Origin of the sequence: Collinsella sp. SGI.095 (genome assembly GCF_050314535.1) — a bacterium.
Taxonomy (GTDB): domain Bacteria; phylum Actinomycetota; class Coriobacteriia; order Coriobacteriales; family Coriobacteriaceae; genus Collinsella.
Genome location: NZ_JBNPNG010000005.1, coordinates 77,329 through 98,994, shown reverse-complemented (window position 1 = coordinate 98,994; position 21,666 = coordinate 77,329). Strand labels below are relative to the sequence as shown.

Below are 21,666 nucleotides of genomic sequence, written 5' to 3'. Positions count from 1 at the left end.
ATGAAGAAGAACAAGAACTATGTGGACCTGAAGGACCAGCCGGTTCCCGAGGGCCAGCATCTGCTCGAGGTTGATGACCTTAAGATGTATTTCCACACCGAGGATGGCGTCGTTCGCGCTGTCGATGGTGTGTCCTACACGCTCGATCGTGGCGAGACCCTGGGTGTCGTCGGTGAGTCCGGCTCCGGTAAGTCCGTGACCGCCATGACCATCATGGGTCTTATCTCGATGCCTCCGGGAAAGATTGAGGGCGGTGACGTTCGCTATCGCGGACGTTCTATCCTCGAGATGACCGAGGAAGAGATGCAGCACATTCGTGGCAACGATATCGCGATGATCTTCCAGGATCCTATGACTTCCTTGAACCCGGTCTATAAGATCGGCAAGCAGGTGGGTGAGGGCCTTCGTCTGCACCGCGGCTACTCCAAGCAGGAGGCGCTCAAGCGCGCCACCGAGCTTTTGGACCTCGTTGGCATTCCCGAGCCCGAGAAACGCGTCAATGAGTATCCGCACCAGTTTTCTGGTGGTATGCGTCAGCGTGTCATGATTGCCATGGCCCTTGCCTGCGATCCCGATATTCTGATTGCCGACGAGCCCACGACTGCCCTGGACGTTACCATTCAGGCTCAGATTATTGAGCTTATGCAGGAAATGCAGGAGAAGAACGGCAACGCCATCATCATGATTACCCATGACCTGGGTGTTGTCGCCGATATGGCCGACAAGATCATGGTTATGTACGCCGGCCGTCCCGTCGAGTTCGGTACTGCTGAGGAAATCTTCTACGAGAGCCGTCACCCCTATACCTGGGGCCTGATTCGCTCCATCCCGGAGCAGGCCATCGATGAGAAGAAGCCGCTTACGCCGATTCACGGCAACCCGCCTTCGCTCATGAACCTGCCCGAGGGATGCGTGTTCTCGCCTCGTTGCCCCTATGCGACCGATAAGTGCCGCAAGCAGCGCCCCGAGCGTTTTGTCACCGAGTCCGGCCACTATTCTGCGTGTCATTATTCCGGTGACCCCGAGTTTCTCAAGAACGCCCCTGAGACGTCCCGCACGCGTAAGGATTCCAAGAAGGGAGGCGAGGCGTAAATGGCAGACAATAACGAGCGCACTCCGCTGCTGAAGGTCGAGCACCTCTCTAAGGAGTTCCCCGCAGAGTCCGGCATGTTCGCCAAGCGTTTTTCCAAGCGCGTCGTCTCTGCTGTAAACGACATCTCTTTTGAGATTTATCCTGGTGAGACCTTTGGTCTGGTTGGTGAGTCTGGTTGCGGTAAGTCCACTACGGGTCGCACCATCATGCGCCTGACCAAGCCGACCGCCGGTAAGGTGTTCTTCCAGGGTAAAGATGTTGCCGAAATGAGCAAGCATGAGATCAAGGATATGCGTCGCGAGATGCAGTTTATCTTCCAGGATCCTTATGCCTCGCTGAATCCTCGCATGACCATTGGCGAGATCGTCTCCGAACCCATGACCATTCACGGCGTGGGAACCAAGGAGGAGCGCATTGAGCGCGTCCGCGAGCTTCTCGACGTTGTCGGACTGAACCCCGAGCACATCAACCGCTATCCTCATGAGTTCTCGGGTGGCCAGCGTCAGCGTGTCGGCATTGCCCGCGCCTTTGCACTGAAGCCCAAGCTGATTATCTGTGACGAGCCGGTATCCGCTCTGGATGTGTCCATTCAGGCCCAGGTTCTGAACCTGCTTAAGGAACTGCAGGACAAGTTTGGTACGGCGTATCTGTTTATCGCCCACGACCTGTCCGTCGTTCAGCACATCTCCGATCGCGTTGCCGTTATGTATCTGGGTAAGGTAGTCGAGGTTTCTGACTGGAAGACGCTCTATAGCGAGCCTCACCACCCGTATACGCAGTCGCTGCTGTCTGCCGTGCCGGTTCCCGATCCGGATATCCAAAAGTCCCGTAAGCGCATCATCCTTGCCGGCGATCCGCCGTCACCGCTGGATCCGCCGACTGGCTGCCGTTTCCACACGCGCTGCCCGATCGCGCAGGGCATCTGCTCCGAGAAGCTTCCCGAGTTTAGGGAAGTTGCTCCGGGCCACTGCTGCGCCTGCCACTTCGCCGAGCCGTTCCCGATTAAGGAATCGCACATCGACCTGTAGTCGGTTGTTTTCGTCCGGGCCTGCCCTGGTGTTGCTTTTCAGAACGTCCTCGGACATGTCGGAAGCCCCGCTGCGCGCTACGCGCTGCGGGGCTTCCTCCGTCCTGCGGAATGTTCTGAAAAGCAACACCAGGGCAGGCCCTGCGGCAACTCGGCAGGTGGAATGCGGTTCCCTGATCGCTCACTTAATCTAATGGGAAAGATAGCGAGGCCGGAGCTTTAGCTCCGGCCTCCTTATATAAGGGCTCGGCAAAGCCGAGCCGCTAAATTTGTATCAGCCCCTGAACATGTTTGAGAACTGTGCATGAAGTACGTATTTGCAGGCCCCGAATCGGTGTTGCCTCCCGGCGCATTCCGCAGGGGGAGCGATATTTTGCAGCACGAAGTGCGTAGCAAAATATCGCTCGTGCCCGAGGACGCGCCGGGAGGCAACACCGATCCGGGACCGGACATATAGATTTACCTGCGCATTTTCAAATTCGTAAACTTTTTTGAAAAAAGTGCTTGCACAGTTCTCGAATCATAGGTTATTATCTTCCTCGTTGAAAGCGCGGGTCCAACAAAACGAACTGCGAATCAACAACATAGCATGTCGGAGTGGCGGAATTGGCAGACGCGCTAGCTTGAGGTGCTAGTGACCGCTTTTTGGTCATGCGGGTTCAAGTCCCGCCTCCGACACCATCGCATTTGAGAAGCCTCTTCGGAGGCTTTTTTGTTACCGATAGACGGTGAGGTTCACGATGGAAACGCTTGAGCGCAATGAGTGGGTTGACGTTGCCCAATTGGTCGATATTACGAGCGATGCTGTCATTATCTGCGAGCTCGACGGAACCATTTTGCATGTAAACAATCGCTTGCTCGACTTGATCTGCGAGGAACGTTCCGATGTGATCAACGGGGACGTTAAAGATCTCTTGTACTCGTCAGCATTTGAACGCGCGACAGAACATCGTCTTCCTTTTGAGACCAATGGTACCGAGAGCGAGTTGATGCTTAAGCTCAGTGACGGCTCCTTTATTCCCGTCCTAGTTTGTGCCGGCTCGGTTACGCCGCCTCGTATCTTTGGCCGCCGTGCGCCGCGTGTTCTCGTGGCGCTCCATAGTATCGAAGAGCAGTATTCGCATGACCGTCAGCTCAAGCGTGCGCTTTCGGAGCTCAGAGTGGCGAATAAGCGCCTCTCGGGCACGTTGTCGGTCATTATGAGCACGGTGGGCTCCGATGAGCTGCCTAGTTTGTTGGATACCGTTTTGAACCAGCTTGTAGGAACCCTCGATGCCTCGGGTGCTGCCATCTATTTTTCTGAGAGCGGCGGTTTTAAGCTTCGCGGTGTTTCCAAGGAGCTGTATGACAGCTACCTGCCCGAGTTTATGCCGTATGGTGCAGGTATCCCGACGTATGTGCTCCGTGAGGCTCGTGCCTGCCGCCTGTCGATTCAGCAGGACCTCGAGGGCGATAGGGTTGCCTCGGGTATGTTTATGGACCTGGACAATCGTTCTAAGCACCTGCTACGCGTGCAAGATATGCCTCCATACCGCAGCGAGATATGTCTTCCCGTGTTTTATGGCACTCAGGTGCTCGGTGTGTTGGAGGTCGGTTGGAAACGTCCGCAGGCGCCGCTTGCCTATGATGTCAACGTGCTCGAGGTCATTTGCGATTACCTCTCCATCCAACTAGTCGGCATGGCATCGAGTCTACGTTCACGTCGCACGGCAGAGCTTGGCCGTTCTCTCAACGTGCTGCGCGATGAGTTGTTTGCCTATCTCGATGATCCTATTGCCGCCTCGCGTGCGGTGTCGACCGAAATCTGCGCTGTGCTCAGTTGCCATTTCTGCCCCGTGGAGTATGATGCGGGCCTCGGAACCTATGTCATCGATTTTGAAGGCGGCAGTCGTGTGGCATTGCCGGGCGATCCGGAGTCACTCTTCTTTTCTGTCACGACGCCGGCGGCGCGCCTGGGGGCAATTTCCGATGGATTTGAGACATCGGTGCTGGGTGGGACGAGCGCCGACGACCTCAAGCACGTGCGCCTTACGCGCGTGGACGAATCCACGACTATGGGCGCATGGTTGAGAGCCCACGGCCTGCCGTGTCAGGGACTTTATGTCGACTCCGGTATCGAGGCGGGGCGCTGCCACTCGGAGGCGGATGGTACGCGAAGCAACGATGCAATCGTGCCCGCTGATATCGCCAAGGGACCGACGAGGCGCGTTTTGCTGCTCCGTGATGGCAGCCAGGAGCCAATCGACGACCTTGAATACGACTACATGGTGCATTTGGCACACGACTTTGAGCTGATCTATGAGGGCGAGTCTCAAAAGCGTGAAGAGCGTCATATCGCTCAGACGCTTCAGATTGGCATGAGAAATTCGCTAGGCGACGTTCCGGGCATCGCAACCGATTCGGTATACCTGTCGGCAACGAATTCGGCGTTGGTCGGTGGTGACTTCTATACGCTTATCCGTCTTCCCGACGATTGCGCCGTTATGATATTGGGCGATGTCTCCGGCAAAGGAATTGAGGCGGCGTCGATGTCGGCGCTCGTCAAGACGGCGTTGACGGCTTATGCCTGGGAGGGTGCGGGACCCGCTCGCATGGCCCGCTCGCTCAATAGCATGCTCATGGGCTTTTCGAGGGTCGAGACGTTTGTGACGGCGTTTATCGCCAAGATTGATCTTAAAGCGGGCCGCGCTACCTATTGCTCTGCGGGACATCCTCCCACTATGGTCATTAGGCCGTCGTCGACGCCGCATGGCGGAGGAGAGACCTGCGGGGGAGAAGTGGAGCTCCTTGGGTGCCAATCGGGCGTGATTGGTGCCTTTGAGAGCATGGTGTACGAGACGGGCGTGTTTACGTTCGATCCTGGTGACATGCTGTTTATGTATACCGACGGAACGATCGAAGCACGCGACCGCTCGGGTGCTTTCTTTGGCGAGCAGCGCCTGCGCGACCTTCTACTCTCTGTTTCGGGTGAGGGCGTATCGGGCATCTGCGGTAAGGTCTTGGGCGAGCTTGACCGCTTTACCGACTCGGCGCTGGACGATGACATTGCATTGGTGTCCCTTGAGTTTTTACGGGGTCGATCGTAGGTCGCGACGTTGGGCATACAGAATCCTAACGGTTGCAGAAAAGTGTGCATCGAGCGAGCTCTTTTGGGGAACCATGGTCGCATGAATGAGTGGAATGACATAGCGGTTTTGACGCCATCGGGCGATATCGATATCGCCTCGGTGCCCGAGCTGCGCCGACGGTTGGATAATTTAATCGACCGGGGCGTGCGCCGTGTTGTCATTAATTGCCAGACCGTGGGCTTTATCGACTCGACGGGTTTGGCGTTTTTGCTTACGCGTGCCAGAGAGCTTATGAGACGAGAAGGGCTGCTTTCGCTTGTTAACGCCTCCGATGAGGTCGTTCGCTTTTTGGAGATTGCCCGACTTGTCGACATCCTTCATGTTGCGGGTCCGGTGCGGGAGTCGATTCCCGCCATTCCGGTGGGGGAGTTGCCGCGATGGAGCAAGAGCGTCAAGGTGCAGCGAGGCATCGAGAATCTCCCGTATTATCGGCACCGTGTGGCCGAGATTCTCGAATCGCTTCCCCTGAGGCGTGATGAGCGCTATGACGTCGCATTAGCGTTGGGGGAGGCATTGGGTAATGCATATGACCATGCGGGCGGTGTTGGCTGCATCCTGACGATTCAGGCCTATGGGGACCGTGTTGTGCTTGAGGTGCTTGATCGAGGCGCTGGCTATTCTATCGATGGAGCGAGCGAACCGATGGCATCCGAGGAACGCGGACGCGGTATCAAGCTTATGCGCATGCTCGTCGATAATGTGGAGGTTGCCCGTCGCACGGATGGTGCCGGCACACGCGTTCGGATGGTGAAGCTGTTTGGCTCGGCATTGGAATCGTGCGCTTAGCGCCTTGGATCGACATGATTTCCCTGCGTAAACTTGCTTTGGGCAACTTTTTTGAAAAAAGTACTTGCGTCTTTTGGATAACTCGCGTAAATTAATAACCCGCAAGCGGACATGGCTCAGTTGGTAGAGCACAACCTTGCCAAGGTTGGGGTCGCGGGTTCGAGCCCCGTTGTCCGCTCCATTGCATTTCCGGACCGTTCTTAACGGTCCTTTTTCGGCGAAGTGGCCAAGTGGTAAGGCAGAGGCCTGCAAAGCCTTTACCCCCGGTTCGAATCCGGGCTTCGCCTCCAGGCAACATCCGGGCGCTCCGGCGCCCGTTTTGTTTTACATATGCGGACATGGCTCAGTTGGTAGAGCACAACCTTGCCAAGGTTGGGGTCGCGGGTTCGAGCCCCGTTGTCCGCTCCAAGCACAACAGCCCGACTACCAGGGTAGCCGGGCTTTTTCGTACCCATTGCAGAGGCTCGAACCCGAGAGGGAGCGAGCGTTAAGCAAACGCGGAGCGTTTGTAGCGAGCTGGCGAGGTCGCCGGCAGGCGGCCGAAGCCGGTGCGGATCCGCGAAGCGGATACGCGGATGCCCCGTTGTCCGCTCCAGCTATCTTACGCGGTTCTAACGAACCGCGTTTTTTTGTTGACGCTGCGCGAGCCCCGGGCACCCCATCTTGCCCCTCAATCGTCGGTCGCGTACATAAAGTACGCTTCCCTCCTCTTTCGCGGCAACCTGGGGCACCCGGAGCCCGCTCGCTGTCGTGACCGGGGGAGTGGGTTTTCCGTTCTTTTCACTAATCGGTCGATTCGTCCCGGGAGGCCCGAAGCCGAGAGGGAGCGAGCGTCTTGGGGCGTGGCTGTGGCGTTGTTTGCCGCTAATAACAGCTTTGGGCGTATCATCGCGGGCATTACCCAGCAGATGGACTATCTTGAGCGGCTGGGCATCGAGGCCATCTGGTTGAGCCCGTTTTACCCATCGCCTCTTGTCGATGGTGGCTATGATGTGGCGGATAACTGCGATGTCGACCCACGTCTCGGCTCGCTTGACGACTTCGATGACATGGTCGCTGCGGCTCACGCGCGCGGCATCAAGGTCATCGTCGACATCGTGCCCAATCATTCATCCAACCAGCACCCCTGGTTCAAAGCCGCTCTTGCCGCCCGCCCCGGATCGCCCGAGCGCGCCCGTTATATCTTCCGCGATGGTCGCGGCGAACATGGCGAGCTGCCTCCCACCAATTGGAATGCCAACTTTGGAGGCCCCGCCTGGACGCGTGTTGCGGACGGTCAGTGGTATCTGCATATGTTTACGCCCGAGCAGCCGGACTTTGTCTGGTCATGCCCCGAGGTTCATGCGTTCTTTTGCGACGTCCTGACGTTTTGGAGCGATCGAGGCGTCGATGGCTTTCGCATTGATGTGGCGCACGGTCTCGCCAAGGACCTCGACCGCGATGACCTAGACCGGTGGCATCTCGCCGAGGGCGATGACATGGTTGACGACGGCACCCATCCGCTGTGGGACCGCAACGAGGTCCACGAGATCTATCGCGAGTGGCGACGCGCTATGCCCTGCCGCAAATCAAGGCGACGCGCTACCACCAGATTTCGCTCGACTGGCTCTTACGCGACGGGTCGTCTTATGACGAGGACCGTGAACTCGGCGAGCGCCGCGCGCGGGCGGCCCTTTTGCTTGAGCTGGCGCTTCCGGGCTCGGCATACGTGTATCAGGGTGAGGAGCTCGGCCTTTTTGAGGTGGCTGATGTCTTCGTGAGGTTCGCGAGAGCGTCGCAAAACTTTTCAAAAAAAAGTTCTTGCATAGGATGCGGGTATCACGTAAGATTAATCCCTGTAAGCGGACATGGCTCAGTTGGTAGAGCACAACCTTGCCAAGGTTGGGGTCGCGGGTTCGAGCCCCGTTGTCCGCTCCATTTGGGCGTTTAGCTCAGGGGGAGAGCGCTTCCCTGACACGGAAGAGGTCACAAGTTCAAATCTTGTAACGCCCACCAAATGTTCGCAGTCCAGAGGCTTTGCTTCTGGACTGTTTTGTTATAAACACACATAATATGCCGTCAAATTATCGACCTCGGTCGCTTTTTCACGTTGCATTTGCTGCCCAGCATAATTTGTCGTTATTGGCCTCTTGGTCTCGTGGGAGATGATTATTTTGATCATAACCGTGCACGTCGCCCGCGTTTCCATGGTTGACCCCCGCGCAATCTTTTATGGTGATCGGTTTTGGCGAGATTGCCTTCCAGGGAGGATTCGGAACGATTGAAGGCCGTATGTTCTTCGCGCGCTGGGCGGGCCTTGTCACAAAGGGGTGGGCTTTTGTGGTTATCGCCGGCGTGCTGCTCGATCCCTTTACAGCGGCTCTCGGCCGCATGATAGCTCGCGAAGAGAACTAATAGCTCCTCGCCTATCGAATGCCGGCGGACGGGGTGTCGGGGCTGTAGTCTTCCGAGCGTTTGCAGCCCCGTCGCTCCGTCCGCCGGCATTCGACCGCAACATGTTGGTCAAGCATAATCTTTTGGATTCTTTTCGCGTGATCGGCTTGGTTTTGGTAGGATTTGTCGGCGGCTTGACTAGGGGGTTTTATAACTGCCTTGCAGGTAGCCGCGTTGCTAACGTTTTACCGACTTGCCAAGAAACCCTCATAATTAATGCGTCTGTAAAATGACCAATTGCTTTGACCTGCTGAAACACTATATGTTGTGTTTGACCTAAAAAAAGAATACAGGATATAGAGGCGTCTTTGTCGTATGATAGATAGCGGACAGAGAACGAAGACCTTGTTCGTCCCATTTGGACACGCCTTTGAGCCGCTTGATCGGCCGCGAGGATTGTCCGCATGAGGACCTATGGTTTATCGAGAACACAGATTGCGCGACGGCGCCGCAAGACAGGGACAAGCCCTGCCAGGCATCGTTTGGCTCTGAAGCGCAATGGGATTACGACGCGAAAGAGGCAAGAGGATGAAGATCATCAAGCGCAGCGGCACCGAGGTTGCCTTTGACATCGATAAGATCGTCAATGCGATTCGCGCCGCCAACTTGGAGGTCGAGGAGGGCTCTCGTCTTACCGACCGCCAGGTGATCTATGCGGCGCAAAACGTCGCCGAGGCATGTGAGAAGGCCGGCCATACCGTATCGGTCGAGGAGATCCAGGATCTGGTCGAGGACGAGATCATGCGTCTCGACTGCTACGAGGTCGCTCGCCGCTACATCATCTATCGTTATGTTCAGAGCCTGAAGCGCCAAAAGAACACGACCGACGACAAGATCCTGTCGCTGATCGAGTGCAATAACGAAGAGGTTAAGCAGGAGAACTCCAATAAGAATCCGACCGTCAATTCCGTTCAGCGCGACTATATGGCCGGCGAGATTTCCAAGGACCTGACCCAACGCGTGCTGCTGCCCCAGGAGATCGTGGATGCCCATAATGAGGGTCTGATCCATTTCCACGATTCGGATTACTTTGCCCAGCACATGCACAACTGTGATCTGGTGAACCTGGAGGACATGCTCCAGAACGGCACCGTTATCTCGGGCACGCTGATCGAGAAGCCGCACAGCTTCTCGACCGCCTGCAACATCGCGACGCAGATTATCGCCCAGGTTGCTTCCTCCCAGTACGGCGGTCAGTCTATTTCGCTGACCCATCTCGCCCCGTTCGTTGAGGTGAGCCGTCAAAAAATTCGCGGCGAGGTCGCTCGCGAGCTTGAGGAGCTCGGTGTTTCGGCATCTGCCGAGAAGGTTCGCGAGGTCGTTGAGGAACGCCTGCGCGATGAGATTCGTCGCGGCGTCCAGACGATTCAGTATCAGGTCGTGACCCTTATGACCACGAATGGCCAGGCGCCGTTCGTGACGGTCTTTATGTATCTCAATGAGGCCCGTACGCCCCAGGAGAAGCACGACCTTGCCATGATTGTGGAGGAGACGCTTCGTCAACGCTATGAGGGCGTTAAGAACGAAGCCGGCGTGTGGATCACCCCGGCGTTTCCCAAGCTCATCTACGTGCTCGAGGACGATAACATCCGCGAGGATTCGCCGTACTTCTATCTGACCAAGCTCGCCGCCAAGTGCACCGCCAAGCGCATGGTGCCCGACTACATCTCCGAGAAGAAGATGCGCGAGCTCAAGCTGTCTAAGGGCGAGACCGCCGGCAACGGCGATTGCTATACCTGCATGGGTTGCCGCAGTTTCCTGACGCCCGACCGTTCGGGCAACGGCTTTAACAATGTCGCCAACGCTCTGAACTATGACCCGACCAAGCCTAAGTACTATGGTCGCTTTAACCAGGGTGTTGTGACCATCAACCTGCCCGATGTCGCGCTGAGCTCGCATCAGGACATGGACAAGTTCTGGAAGATCTTCGATGAGCGCCTTGAGCTGTGCCACCGTGCCCTGCTGTGCCGTCATGAGCGCCTGATGGGCACGCTTTCGGATGCTGCGCCGATTCTTTGGCAGTACGGTGCCTTGGCGCGCCTTAAGAAGGGCGAGACGATCGACAAGCTGCTCGTGGGCGGCTATTCCACCATTAGCCTGGGTTACGCCGGTCTGTATGAGTGCGTCAAGTACATGACGGGCCACAGCCACACCGAGAAGGAGGGCACGCCGTTTGCCATGGCCGTCATGCAGCACATGAACGACAAGTGCGCCGAGTGGAAGGCCGAAAGCGATATCGACTTCTCGCTGTACGGCACCCCGCTTGAGTCGACGACCTACAAGTTCGCCAAGTGCCTGCAGCGCCGTTTCGGCATTATCCCGGGCGTGACGGACAAGGGCTACATTACTAACAGCTATCACGTCCACGTGTCCGAGGAGATCGATGCCTTCGACAAGCTTAAGTTTGAGGGCATGTTCCAGCAGCTTTCGCCGGGCGGTGCTATCTCCTACGTTGAGGTTCCCAACATGCAGGACAACCTCAAGGCGGTCATTCGCGTAATGCAGTACATCTACGACAACATCATGTACGCCGAGCTCAACACCAAGAGCGATTACTGCCAGGTGTGCGGCTATGACGGCGAGATTCGCATTGTCGAGGACGATGGCAAACTGGTGTGGGAGTGCCCCAATTGCGGCAATCGTGACCAGGAGAAGATGAATGTCGCCCGTCGCACGTGCGGCTACATCGGTACCCAGTTCTGGAACCAGGGTCGAACCGAGGAGATCCGCGACCGCGTGCTGCATCTCTAATAACCACCCCAGGCTGCCCCGTAGCGAGGCCCCGGACCTTTAATCGCTATTTCGGACAGTCCTGGCTCACGACGGAGGCGCCACTGGCGCCTCCTGTTCGTGCGGAGCTCATATCGAGCAAAGGTCCGGGGCCTCGCTACGGGGCAGCCAAGTTGATGTAGCTGAGATGCAGTATGCGGTCTGCTCACTCCTCGAAGTTCTTAGCGGTAATAATTCGAGCTGCAGCTGCGATTTACTTGCGATGGCGGTTGAGCCACAACCCAGTTTTTATTGGGCCTCGAACCCCATACTCGATGTTCGCTTCGTTCACCGAGTGTCGCTCGCGAGGGGTCTGGAGCATATCGTCCCGCCCGCAGTTTCGCAGGCCGAAGGCCGAGAATGTTTGAGGACGGGATGATATGCTCCAGACCCCCAGGAAGGTTACCTATGAACTACGCGAACATTAAGTATTTCGACATTGCTGATGGAGAAGGCGTTCGTACTTCTCTGTTTGTGAGTGGGTGCCGTCGTGGGTGCAAGAATTGTTTTAACTCCGTCGCGTGGGACTTTGCCGCGGGTGAACCGTTCGATCGTGCCGTCGAGGACAAAATCATCGATAGTCTTGATCATCCCTTTATTGATGGCCTGACGATTCTGGGCGGGGAGCCTATGGAACCCGAGAACCAGGCGGGGCTCGTTGATTTTATCGAACGCGTGCGTGCGACCTATCCTGTGGAGTCTGGGAAGACCATTTGGTGCTTTACCGGTGATGTGCTCGAGGAACTAATGCCGGGCGGCCGTCACCATACCGACGTGACGGACCGTATCCTTGCTTGCCTCGACATGCTGGTAGACGGTCCGTTCGTTCAAGATCTGTACGATATCTCGTTGCGCTTTAGGGGCTCGAGCAATCAGCGCGTGATCGACATGAACGCCACGCGCGCTCGTGCTGCGCGCGAGGGCGTTGCGCTTTGCGACGCTGTGGAGCTTTGGCGGGACGATCCGGTCTATTCGACCCATACTATGTAGCTGGAAGAGGTTGCGTGCCAGCGTGGTACCATAGCGCGAACGCGAAATCGAAAAAAGTGAGGCCCAGATGGTCGATCAGGAAAAAGTCGAGACTGCTATTAAGCTGCTGCTTGAAGGTATAGGCGAGGACCCAACTCGTGAGGGCCTGCTGGAGACCCCGGCACGCGTCGCCCGTATGTATGGCGAGATTGCCGGCGGTATGGGCCGGAGTGCCGAGGAGCACCTGTCCAAAACCTTTGCCGTCGCTTCGAACGATTTGGTTATCGAGCGCGATATTACGTTTTACTCGCTGTGCGAGCACCATCTGCTGCCGTTTTATGGCAAGGCTGCGATCGGCTATATCCCTAACGGTCGCGTGGCGGGTCTGTCTAAGCTTGCTCGCACGGTTGAGGTCTATGCCCGTCGTCTGCAGCTGCAGGAGCAGCTGTGCGCGCAGGTTGCCGATGCCCTCATGGAATATCTTGCTCCCCAAGGGGCGATCGTGCTGATGGAAGCCGAGCATATGTGCATGACCATGCGCGGCGTGCAAAAGCCCGGTACCAAGACCGTAACGCTTGCTCGTCGCGGTGTCTTTGAGACCGATCCCGCGCTCGAGGAGCGATTCTTTAGGATGCTGGGCCGCTAACCATGAGAGTCGTCAACGACTTTACATCGAAGACCGATGAGGGGACGCCGCGTCGCGGTTTTATGGCTTCGGGCCTGACTCCCTTTGGCGCCATGCCTCGCATTGATTACATTTGTGCCAACGGGCTGTTCCGGCGGCACCTGGGCAACATTGCACAGTTGGAATCGGGGCGCATCTTTTGCCGCCACGGTATTGACCATCTGCTGGATGTCGCGCGCATTATGTGGATTAAGAATCTTGAGGAACAGCTCGAATTTGACCGCGAGGTCATCTACGCCACGGCACTTCTTCACGATATCGGCAAAGATGAACAGTATGAATCGGGTATATCCCATGATGTTGCAAGCGAGCGCGTCGCTGATGCGATTCTTGGCGGCATGCCCGATGACGTGGCATTTGATCCGGCCGATGCCGCGGCCATTAAGACGGCCATTTTAGGCCATAGAAAGCTGCGCGTGAACAGCCAACCGCTTGAGCGTCTGCTCTATGCAGCTGACAAAGCGTCGCGCGCCTGCTTTGCATGCCCCGCGCGCAATGCCTGCAACTGGAGCGATGATAAAAAGAACCTGTCGATTCGCGTGTAGTTGGTTTGCGCGGTCGGGGTTCTAAACGAAGGAGACGATCGCGATGACCAACAAGAAACTGCCCGAGAATGCAACCAAGACTGAAGGCGCCGAGCTCGCCCGCCGTGGAAGGGGCGAAATATCCACCGCAACGGCGGTGCCCCACGTGAGCTATGACGATCTGCGCCATGCCGATCGCATCACCGTTGAAGGTCTTGAGGTCTTTGCCAACCACGGCGTGTATCCCGAGGAGAACGCCCTGGGTCAGAAGTTCATCGTGTCCTTGGTGCTCTATGCCGACCTGCGTGCAGCAGGGGAGCACGATAACCTGGATGCCTCGATTGACTACGGCTCAGTGTGCCACGATGTCGATGGCTATCTGCGCGAGCATACGTTTAAGCTCATCGAGGCCGCAGCCGAGGGCGTGGCCCAGATGCTGCTACGTCGTTACCCTCTGCTGCTCGGCGTGCGTGTTAAGCTCGATAAGCCTTGGGCGCCCGTCGGTCTTCCCCTGGCAAGCTGCGGTGTCGAGATCGAGCGCGTGCGCTAACCGGTTCTAATACGTCTCTATGGGTGGCTGCTTGAGCCGCTGCGACAGAGCTCTATTGTTGGGGCAGTACGTGTCGAGCAGGGCGTGAAACCGCTGATTGTGGCTTGGCTCGAGCAAGTGGACGAGCTCGTGGGCGACAACCATGTCAAGGCACTCGACGGGGTAGGCGGCAAGCTCGCGTGCGATGCGAATGGCACCGGTTTTGGGCGTACACGAGCCCCAGCGCGTTTTCATGCTGCGCACGGAAGCGCGGGAAGCGACGACACCCATTGCGATTTCGTATGTGCGCACCATATCGCGCAGCGCCGTGGTGACCTCGGATGTATAGAGCTGGTCGATGCGGGCTTGGAGCTCATCGGGCGTTAGGCCGTCGAGGGCCGTGCGCTGCTTTGCCTGCGCGCGCCCACTTGGCTCGTCGGTACCCATAAAACTTGCGAAGGTGGCCTGTTTGGGTCGCGGTGCGGGTGATGCAAAGTTGTGATCGAGCGCATCTTGTACCGTGATGGGCTTGCCCCAAAGCGCAATGATGGACGAGGGGCTGAGCGGCTCTCGCTCCGTCGCCTGACGTTGCTCGCGCTGGGCAAGTCGGCTGATAATCCAGGCGCTGTTGCGCTTCACAAATGCTTCGATACGCTCGCGGGTGGCACCGAGCGGCGCACTGGCGTGGACCTCACCGCTCGATGTGACGCGTAGGTTGAAGTTCTTGACACGCTTTTTGGTAACGACGACGGGGATGGGCATCCCATCCGGTCGGGATACGGAAATCGTAAACTGCTGCGTCAAAAGCGGTCCTTCAGATTGGGGACGGGCCGGCATGTCGACCGTTCGGCATGCCGGCCCGCTCAAGGGATGTGAAATTAATAACGCTCAAAGAAGGCAAGCGCGTTGTCGCTGCAGAGCTTTTGCATCACGGTCTTGCCAAAATGCTTGGAGAGCATGTTCTGGAACTCGGGCATCTTGCTGGCATCGGAGAGGAAAGCGGGCACCGTGGCGCCGTCCCAGTCGCCGCCGAGCGCGATGACGTCCTCGCCGCCCAGGTCGAGCCAGTGCTCGATATGTGCCGCCAGCTGATCGAAGGTGACGTCTGCGGCGGTCTTGTCGGTTGCGTCGTTGGAAAGGAACTCGCTGCAGTAGTTGAGGCCGACGATGCCACCCATGTCGCGAATGGTGCGGAACTGGTCGTCGGTAAGATTGCGTTTGGCGCCGCAAACCGCACGGGAGTTGGAGTGGCTGGCGACGAAGGGACGCGTGGCGCGGACGGCGACCTCGTCAAAGCACTCATCGTTGAGATGGGAGACGTCAAGCACCATGCCGGCGTGCTCCATCTGCGTAAGTGCCTCGATGCCGGCGGCGGTGAGGCCGGCGTGGGTATCGTGTCCGCTCGCGAGCGGCCCCTGCGCGTTCCAGCTGAGTGATGACATGAGTACGCCCAAGCTCTTGAGCACCTCGATCAGTGCGGGGTCCTCGGCAAAGAACGTGGCGTTTTCGATGGTGTGGATGCAGGCGACCTTGCCGTCCTTGAGCGCGGGGCGAATGTCCGCGGCGCTGCGCACGTTGACCATGCGGTCGTGGTTGAGCATTGCCTGGCCGCTCATATGCGCCATGATCTGCGCCTGGAAGCGCGCGGCGTGGGCGGTGGGAATCTCGTCGGGGATAAACGTGGCGAAGCACTGTGCCCACGGCGTGTTGCCGATCTTTGCGAGCGAGATAGCGCAGGCATTGCCCTCGATGAGGTCGAAATCTTGCGGATGCGTCTCGTCGCCGGGGAAATAACCGTCGGTGCCGGCGGTAAAGCGCAGGTCGAGATCGAGCGTGGCCCAGCCGATGCGGTCGGCGGTGTCGCAGTGCAAGTCAAATACGGGATATGCCATGGTTCCTCCGGTTGCAGCGTTTCTTTGCAAACTGTCTTCGAATTGTATGACTAGGGTATAGTTAGCGCCATACGTTCATGGCGGCCCGCGTTGTGTGCCGCCCTTATCACGGAGGTTTCCATGTCCAACCAGGGCAAGAAGGTCAAGACTCATTATCGCGGCACGCTCGACGACGGCACGCAGTTCGATAGCTCCTACGATCGCGGCGAGCCGCTGGAGTTCACCTGCGGTGCCGGTCAGATGATCAAGGGCTTCGATGCCGCCGTTGTCGACATGCAGGTGGGCGAGAAGAAGACCGTGCACATTCCTGCTGCCGATGCCTACGGCGAGCACAATCCCGAGATGGTTATCACCTTCCCGGCCGAGCAGGTTCCCAACATCGAGCAGATCGAGAAGGGCATGAAGCTCTTCCTGTCCACGCCGAGCGGCATGCCTGTCCCTGCCGTTGTCATCGATGTGACGCCCGAGGCCGTGACGCTCGATGCTAACCACGAGCTGGCCGGCAAGGATCTCAACTTTGATATCGAGCTCGTCGAGGTCGAGGATTAGAGTATGCCTGAACGCTTGGTTTCGACGACATGCTTGGGAAATCTCAACGATCCGTCCTATGAACTCCTGCTTCGTCGGGAGCTGGGTGGCATCTTTGAAGTTGACGAGCTGCTGCTCGATTGGGACCAGGCTGATGTATGCGCGTTTGCGGGCGTGACGGAGCTGGGGCGCACGGTCGATGTTCGGCTAGATGCTGCCGACGGCAGTCGTCTTGCCGACGGCGACGTGCTCGCCATCGACCGTTCGGGCATGGTGCCCGTGGCGGTTGTCGTGCGCCTGCGCAGCGCCGAGGTCTATTTGGTCGAAGTCGACCGCATGGATCCGATTGCGCTCGCGCATGCGTGCTGGGAGATCGGCAATATGCACGCGCCGCTTTTCCGAGGCGATTCGGACGAGCATACCGTACGCATGTATACGCCGGTACAGCCTGTTTTGGGCCGCATGCTCCGGGGTGTCGAGGGCGTTATGCTCTCGGTGGTTACCCGTGAACTCGATACGGACCGGCGCTTTGCGTCGAGTGCGGCGGAGGTCGTCGTGAGTATGGCTCCCGACTTTACGATCGTGAAAAAGGCGCGCGGTTAACGTGCGTATGAGCAAGACGGACTTTGAGAGGCAGCTATTCAAAGTCCGTCTTGCTGTTGATGAGGTGCTGTGGGGGAAAGCATATGGGTCTTGAGGGAATCAAGCTGATTGCATGCGATTTGGACGGCACGTTGCTGCATCCGGGGGAGTGCGAGCCGCGTTCCGAGGCCTTTGAGCTCATCGATGAGCTGCATCGTCGTGGCATCGTGTTTATGCCGGCGAGCGGCCGTCAATATGCGAGCTTGCGCTATCTGTTTGCCCCGGTGGCCGATGAGCTCGCCTATGTATGCGAAAACGGAGCCCTCGTGATGAGCGAGGGGCGTGCCGTTGTCAAGCGTTCCATGGAGCGTAACCTTGCTATGGATATCGCGAATGCCGTGGTTGCGTATCCCCATGCCGACGTGACCCTTTCCTGCGAGGGGCACCTCTACACCATAAGTGGCAACGATGCATTCGTCGACCATTTGCGCTACGAGGTCCATTGCGATGTGGCGGTGGTCGACCGTCCCGAGGACATCGACGAGGACGTCATTAAGATCGCGTTTCAAACGCCCGAGACAGAGCAGCCGGCGGCGCTGGAGTATTTCGTCCGTCGCTTTGGCGACCGGGTCGATGTGATGACGTCGGGAACCGAATGGACCGACTTTATCGGCTTTGATTCGGGCAAGGGGTCCGCGCTTGCCGATTATGGTCGTGCGCTGGGGATCTCACCTAACGAAATGATGGCGTTTGGCGATAATGAAAACGACCGCGACATGCTCAACGTGGTGGGCCATCCCTATCTGATGGAGAGCTGCAATCCCAGTATGCGCGGTATCAACGACCGCGTCCGTTACGTGCGCACGGTCGAAGAGGAGCTGCGTCGCCTACTTGCTGAGTAGACATTTTGGACATGCCTGGAAATCTTCCTTTTGCCTCAATCGGTGAAAAGTTGATTTTAAGGCATGTCCCATAATCTACCTACAGTTGGGGCAGAGGCCCTCGAAGATGGTGTAGTGCGAGCTGACGCTCCATCCGATTTGTTCGGATGCCCTGGCGTCGAGCTGGGTATTGAAGGGGAGCGGCACATCGATGACGCGGCCACACGAGGTGCAGATGATATGCGCATGCGGCTCGATGGCACGATCGAAGCGGCTGCCGCCCGGCGTTTTAATCGAGAGAATCTCCCCGGCATCGGCCAAGAGATTGAGGTTGCGGTAGACCGTACCGCGGCTAATTTTGTCATCCTGTTCACGCACGGCGTTGTAGATCTCTTCGGCGGTGGGATGGTTGTAGCTTTGGCGCACGGCATCAAGAACCAGCTTTCGCTGCCTGGTATTCCTTCTTTGCACCGCCATGCGCCTCGCCTCTTTTCTATTAACGGTCGTAGGTAAATGATACCGTATTTAGCACACAATACTAATAATGAGGAGTGAAACCGTCTTCATTGGCAAGTGGGGCTCGGACCTGGGCGTCTACGAGGCGAAAACGCGTTCCCATGCGCTCGTAGGAGGCATGAAGCGCCTCGAGATGAGATAGGATGTTTGCCGGAGCTCCCTGTATCTCCATCTCGACTGAGCCGTCTTCCATGTTACGCACCCAGCCGGTGAGTGCGCGTGCCTGCGTGAGGTTGGTGTTGGTAAAGCGAAAACCAACGCCTTGGACTTGCCCCTCCCAGCGCAGGAAATAGCGCAGGGGAGTGTCTTGAGTGGCCTCGTCGCTTGCGAGCACGGTAAGCCTGCGGCGCAGCTCGAGCTCGACGTTTGATGGTTTTTGAGGCTCTCGACTGCCGCCGGTGACGCTGGAGAAGAACGTATCGAAGAAGCCCATCGCTAGGCCTGCTTGACAGAATCGGCGGGGAAGGTAATGCCGGCCTGTTGGCGCACGGCATCCATGATGCGCAGCGAGACAAGCGTGACATCGCGATAGTGGCCAAGCTCGTGACGTCCCGCCGGGGTCTCCCAAATCTCTTCCTTGACGTTATCGATGCCGCCGATGGCGGTGATAAAGTCTGCGAGTTCGTATTCCATGGTGTTGCTCGATTTGGGCAGGTCGAGCACGCGGCCGTTGTCGCTCTGTTCGCGCGGCGCCTCGGTCGCCGAGCCGCGTACGACATCGCCGCGATAGTCGATGCGGACGTTGCGGGGCGTGGACAGATGGTCAATCTGGATAGTGCCACGCTCGCCTTCGATCTGCGAGGGCAGTAGGTCATTCGTAATTTTGGAGTGCGCGAGCTCGACGGAGATACGGCCACCGCCGTAGCTGGCGAGGATGGAACCGCAGCCATCGATGGGGCCATGGGTGAGCTCTTGCGTGGTGGGGTCGAGCAGAGTAGCCATGCTCGTAAGGCCGGAGGGCATGCCGAAGATCTCGACCATGGGCTCGACGGTGTAGACGCCAATATCCATGAGGGAGCCCGAGGCCATGTGGCAGTCGAAGATGTTGGTGGCGCGTCCCGCGAGAACCTCGTTGTAGCGTGAAGAATACTTGCCAAAGCGCAGTGAGGCGCGACGAATGGGCGCAATCTCGCCCAGGGCGTCCTCGATGGCGTGGAAAGCGGGGTCATGGAGCGGGCGCATGGCCTCGAGGGCTACGACGCCCGCCGCCTCGGCGGCGCGGAAGACTTCCAGCGCCTGCGCCTCGGTGGCGCAGAAGGGCTTCTCGACGATGACGTGCTTGCCGCTGGCGATGCAGGCAAGGGCCTGCTCGTAGTGAAGTGCGTTTGGGCTGCCGATATAGACGGCGTCGACGTCGGCGGCTGCTGCAAGCTCATCAAGTGAAGTAAAGTTTCGTTCGCCGCCGTGCTCGGCAGTAAAGGCGGCGCCGCGCTCGGCGTTGCGCGAGAGCGTGCCTACGAATACAGCCTGGTCGTTGGCATTGACGACCTGGATAAAGTCGTCGGTGATCATGGATGTGCCGATGGTCGCGATGCGCAGCATACGTCCCCCTTGCGTTGTTTTGGTCTACAGGATGAGTGTAGCGCGTGGGGATATAAAGCTGCGCGAAAACGCTATTACAGGTCGCTCTCGTTAAAGCCGGTGTCGATATCGAGGTTGACTCCATCGGCCGCGGTGGTGGCGAGCTCGTCGCAGCGCTCGTTGAGCTCGTGGCCGGCATGCCCCTTAACCCAGATGAACTCCACCTTATGCTTGCTCTTTGCGGCAAGCAGGCGCTCCCACAGGTCGCGGTTCTTAACGGGCTGCTTGTTGGCAGTTTTCCACCCGCGCTTTTTCCAACCGTCGATCCAGTGCCTGTTAAAGGCGTTGACGACGTACTGCGAGTCGGAGTGGACCTCGACCTCGCAGGGACGGTTGAGTGCCTCGAGCGCCACGATGACCGCCATGAGCTCCATGCGGTTGTTGGTGGTCTTGGCGTAGCCACGCGAAAGCTCGGAGGTGAAGGTCTTGCCGGCGGGGTTGGTGTATTTGAGCACGGCGCCGTAGCCACCGCGTCCCGGATTGGATCGAGCCGAGCCGTCGGTATAGATGATGACCTTCACAGACTTCCTTTCGTCGAGTTCCTCTCTTGCGGCTGTCTATTGTAGCGCCCGGTCCATCCTGTTTTATGCGAGGCGCGCCGCTCCACAAGGATGGTGGAGACGTTGTTGCCAAGAAAGATGGGCGACCTGAATTGTCAAGAGCTAGAGGGCTTTTAAATCTGCCATTTCTATCCCGTCCCCAAATGGTTGGTTTTCGTGGATGATGCGTTCGAGTTCGTCGAGGTATTGCCGCAGCAGGGGAGAGGGCTTGCGCTCATCGTGCATGATGTAGCCCACGCGCATCGTTGGGGCGTCTGCCAACGGGATCGATGCCATGCCCCATTGCATTTCATTGGAGAGGACACCGGTCGACAAAGTGTAACCGTTCGACGTGATGAGCAGATTGGTGAGCGTGCCACGGTCGGAAACGCGGATGTTGCGGTCGCAGGGGATATAGCTAAACGGCTCCTCGGCGTAATAGAAGGAGTTCGAGGTCCCCTGCTCAAAGCTGTAGCGCGTATAGGGCGTAAGGTCGGCAAGCGATAGCTGGGGGCGGCGTGCGAGCGGATGGCGCTCGCTAACGAAGACGTGGACCGTTGCATCGAAGAGGGGATGGAAGCTTGCGCGGGCGTCGGCGAAGGCCTTCTGCAGGACGCGGGCGTTAAAGTCATCCAGATACAGAATGCCGATATCGCTGCGAAATGCGCGGACGTCGTCGATGATCTGTGACGTGGTGGTCTCGCGCATGATGAACTCAAACTTACTGTCGCGGCAGCGCTCGACGACGTTGACAAAGGCCTCGACCGAAAAAGCGTAGTGCTGGGCCGAGACGGCAAGGCGTGCCTGGGGTGTGCCGCCGTCCTCGTAGCGGGCCTCGAGCATATCGGCCTGCTCTACGACCTGGCGCGCATAGCCTAAAAGCTCGGTGCCGTCGTTGGTGAGTGTGACGCCGCGGCTGGAGCGCGTAAAGATTTCCAGACGGAGCTCCTGCTCTAGGCTTTTGACGGCGTTGGAGATATTGGATTGCGCGGTATAGAGGCGCTGAGCTGCGGCGTTAATTGAGCCGGATTCTGCCACGGCGATAAGAAAACGAAGCTGCTGGAGGGTCATCGGCACCCGTCCTTTCGATAGCTATCTAAAAAACCGATAACAGGTTAGCGCTTTTAAGTGATTGACCGCGCGAAACAATGCTCGTACTATTCAAAACACACAAAGGCGGTAGGTAATTAAGCCGACCACGAGA

21 protein-coding genes and 6 tRNA genes are annotated in these 21,666 nt (G+C 57.9%); 20 read left to right on the top strand and 7 right to left on the bottom strand.

Annotation, left to right across the window (positions count from 1 at the left end; translation table 11 throughout):
* The 17 genes from ACQRCA_RS03530 to folB all read left to right on the top strand — a co-directional run bounded on the left by ACQRCA_RS03530 (position 1) and on the right by folB (position 13,964).
* A complete protein-coding gene (locus ACQRCA_RS03530; RefSeq protein ID WP_154517437.1) occupies positions 1 to 1,092 on the top strand; it encodes an ABC transporter ATP-binding protein in 1,092 nt (363 codons plus the stop codon).
* Positions 1,093 to 2,121 carry an ABC transporter ATP-binding protein gene (locus ACQRCA_RS03525; RefSeq protein WP_154517434.1) on the top strand — a complete coding sequence of 343 codons (1,029 nt, stop codon included), beginning with the start codon at positions 1,093 to 1,095 and terminating at the stop codon, positions 2,119 to 2,121.
* 590 nt (positions 2,122 to 2,711) lie between these two features.
* Positions 2,712 to 2,801: transfer RNA gene (locus ACQRCA_RS03520), tRNA-Leu, on the top strand.
* Positions 2,802 to 2,860: 59 nt separating this feature from the next.
* Positions 2,861 to 5,206 carry a GAF domain-containing SpoIIE family protein phosphatase gene (locus ACQRCA_RS03515; RefSeq protein WP_427718627.1) on the top strand — a complete coding sequence of 782 codons (2,346 nt, stop codon included), beginning with the start codon at positions 2,861 to 2,863 and terminating at the stop codon, positions 5,204 to 5,206.
* 81 nt (positions 5,207 to 5,287) lie between these two features.
* Positions 5,288 to 6,034: an anti-sigma factor antagonist gene (locus ACQRCA_RS03510; RefSeq protein ID WP_427718624.1), complete on the top strand. Its 747-nt coding sequence runs from the start codon at positions 5,288 to 5,290 to the stop codon at positions 6,032 to 6,034.
* Positions 6,035 to 6,139: 105 nt separating this feature from the next.
* Positions 6,140 to 6,215, top strand: a tRNA-Gly gene (locus ACQRCA_RS03505).
* A gap of 35 nt (positions 6,216 to 6,250) precedes the next feature.
* Positions 6,251 to 6,324 (top strand) — tRNA-Cys (locus ACQRCA_RS03500).
* 42 nt (positions 6,325 to 6,366) lie between these two features.
* Positions 6,367 to 6,442 (top strand) — tRNA-Gly (locus ACQRCA_RS03495).
* A gap of 440 nt (positions 6,443 to 6,882) precedes the next feature.
* The gene (locus ACQRCA_RS03490; RefSeq protein WP_427718621.1) at positions 6,883 to 7,794 is read left to right on the top strand and encodes an alpha-amylase family glycosyl hydrolase; all 912 of its coding nucleotides are present in this window, start codon (positions 6,883 to 6,885) and stop codon (positions 7,792 to 7,794) included.
* An 81-nt stretch (positions 7,795 to 7,875) separates the two neighbouring features.
* Positions 7,876 to 7,951, top strand: a tRNA-Gly gene (locus ACQRCA_RS03485).
* Between the two features lie 3 nt (positions 7,952 to 7,954).
* A tRNA-Val gene (locus tag ACQRCA_RS03480) sits at positions 7,955 to 8,029 on the top strand.
* Between the two features lie 216 nt (positions 8,030 to 8,245).
* Positions 8,246 to 8,428 (top strand): hypothetical protein, encoded by a 183-nt coding sequence (locus ACQRCA_RS03475; protein ID WP_427718618.1) that lies wholly within the window; start codon positions 8,246 to 8,248, stop codon positions 8,426 to 8,428.
* 567 nt (positions 8,429 to 8,995) lie between these two features.
* Positions 8,996 to 11,218: an anaerobic ribonucleoside-triphosphate reductase gene (gene nrdD, locus ACQRCA_RS03470; protein ID WP_427718616.1), complete on the top strand. Its 2,223-nt coding sequence runs from the start codon at positions 8,996 to 8,998 to the stop codon at positions 11,216 to 11,218.
* 426 nt (positions 11,219 to 11,644) lie between these two features.
* Positions 11,645 to 12,226: an anaerobic ribonucleoside-triphosphate reductase activating protein gene (nrdG, locus tag ACQRCA_RS03465; RefSeq protein WP_154517419.1), complete on the top strand. Its 582-nt coding sequence runs from the start codon at positions 11,645 to 11,647 to the stop codon at positions 12,224 to 12,226.
* A gap of 67 nt (positions 12,227 to 12,293) precedes the next feature.
* Complete coding sequence (gene folE / locus ACQRCA_RS03460; protein ID WP_427718613.1) at positions 12,294 to 12,851, top strand: GTP cyclohydrolase I FolE; 558 nt, start codon at positions 12,294 to 12,296, stop codon at positions 12,849 to 12,851.
* Between the two features lie 2 nt (positions 12,852 to 12,853).
* Positions 12,854 to 13,435: an HD domain-containing protein gene (locus ACQRCA_RS03455; protein WP_195838586.1), complete on the top strand. Its 582-nt coding sequence runs from the start codon at positions 12,854 to 12,856 to the stop codon at positions 13,433 to 13,435.
* 43 nt (positions 13,436 to 13,478) lie between these two features.
* Positions 13,479 to 13,964 carry a dihydroneopterin aldolase gene (gene folB / locus ACQRCA_RS03450; RefSeq protein ID WP_427718610.1) on the top strand — a complete coding sequence of 162 codons (486 nt, stop codon included), beginning with the start codon at positions 13,479 to 13,481 and terminating at the stop codon, positions 13,962 to 13,964.
* A gap of 6 nt (positions 13,965 to 13,970) precedes the next feature.
* On the opposite strand, the gene ACQRCA_RS03445 is transcribed toward folB, so the two are convergent.
* Together ACQRCA_RS03445 and ACQRCA_RS03440 are read right to left on the bottom strand one after the other, a co-directional pair.
* Complete coding sequence (locus ACQRCA_RS03445; protein WP_427718607.1) at positions 13,971 to 14,747, bottom strand: M48 family metallopeptidase; 777 nt, start codon at positions 14,745 to 14,747, stop codon at positions 13,971 to 13,973.
* Positions 14,748 to 14,821: 74 nt separating this feature from the next.
* Entirely contained in the window at positions 14,822 to 15,835 is a 1,014-nt protein-coding gene (locus ACQRCA_RS03440; protein ID WP_427718605.1) for a dipeptidase, read from the bottom strand.
* Between the two features lie 120 nt (positions 15,836 to 15,955).
* Here ACQRCA_RS03440 and ACQRCA_RS03435 point away from each other — a divergent pair, with 120 nt between their 5' ends.
* The 3 genes from ACQRCA_RS03435 to ACQRCA_RS03425 all read left to right on the top strand — a co-directional run bounded on the left by ACQRCA_RS03435 (position 15,956) and on the right by ACQRCA_RS03425 (position 17,847).
* Positions 15,956 to 16,384, top strand: coding sequence for an FKBP-type peptidyl-prolyl cis-trans isomerase (locus tag ACQRCA_RS03435; RefSeq protein ID WP_117640821.1), 429 nt, complete (start codon positions 15,956 to 15,958; stop codon positions 16,382 to 16,384).
* 3 nt (positions 16,385 to 16,387) lie between these two features.
* Positions 16,388 to 16,966 (top strand): urease accessory protein UreE, encoded by a 579-nt coding sequence (locus ACQRCA_RS03430; RefSeq protein ID WP_427718603.1) that lies wholly within the window; start codon positions 16,388 to 16,390, stop codon positions 16,964 to 16,966.
* 83 nt (positions 16,967 to 17,049) lie between these two features.
* On the top strand, positions 17,050 to 17,847 hold the full coding sequence (locus ACQRCA_RS03425) for an HAD-IIB family hydrolase (protein WP_427718600.1): 798 nt from the start codon (positions 17,050 to 17,052) through the stop codon (positions 17,845 to 17,847).
* 75 nt (positions 17,848 to 17,922) lie between these two features.
* On the opposite strand, the gene ACQRCA_RS03420 is transcribed toward ACQRCA_RS03425, so the two are convergent.
* From ACQRCA_RS03420 to ACQRCA_RS03400, 5 genes are all read right to left on the bottom strand, one after another.
* On the bottom strand, positions 17,923 to 18,303 hold the full coding sequence (locus ACQRCA_RS03420) for a Fur family transcriptional regulator (protein ID WP_427718597.1): 381 nt from the start codon (positions 18,301 to 18,303) through the stop codon (positions 17,923 to 17,925).
* 61 nt (positions 18,304 to 18,364) lie between these two features.
* Entirely contained in the window at positions 18,365 to 18,775 is a 411-nt protein-coding gene (locus tag ACQRCA_RS03415) for an acylphosphatase (protein WP_427718594.1), read from the bottom strand.
* Positions 18,776 to 18,777: 2 nt separating this feature from the next.
* Complete coding sequence (locus ACQRCA_RS03410; RefSeq protein ID WP_427718592.1) at positions 18,778 to 19,884, bottom strand: Gfo/Idh/MocA family protein; 1,107 nt, start codon at positions 19,882 to 19,884, stop codon at positions 18,778 to 18,780.
* A 74-nt stretch (positions 19,885 to 19,958) separates the two neighbouring features.
* The gene (rnhA, locus tag ACQRCA_RS03405) at positions 19,959 to 20,444 is read right to left on the bottom strand and encodes a ribonuclease HI (protein ID WP_370450639.1); all 486 of its coding nucleotides are present in this window, start codon (positions 20,442 to 20,444) and stop codon (positions 19,959 to 19,961) included.
* A gap of 141 nt (positions 20,445 to 20,585) precedes the next feature.
* Positions 20,586 to 21,533, bottom strand: coding sequence for a LysR family transcriptional regulator (locus ACQRCA_RS03400; RefSeq protein ID WP_427718589.1), 948 nt, complete (start codon positions 21,531 to 21,533; stop codon positions 20,586 to 20,588).
* Positions 21,534 to 21,666: the final 133 nt, after the last annotated feature.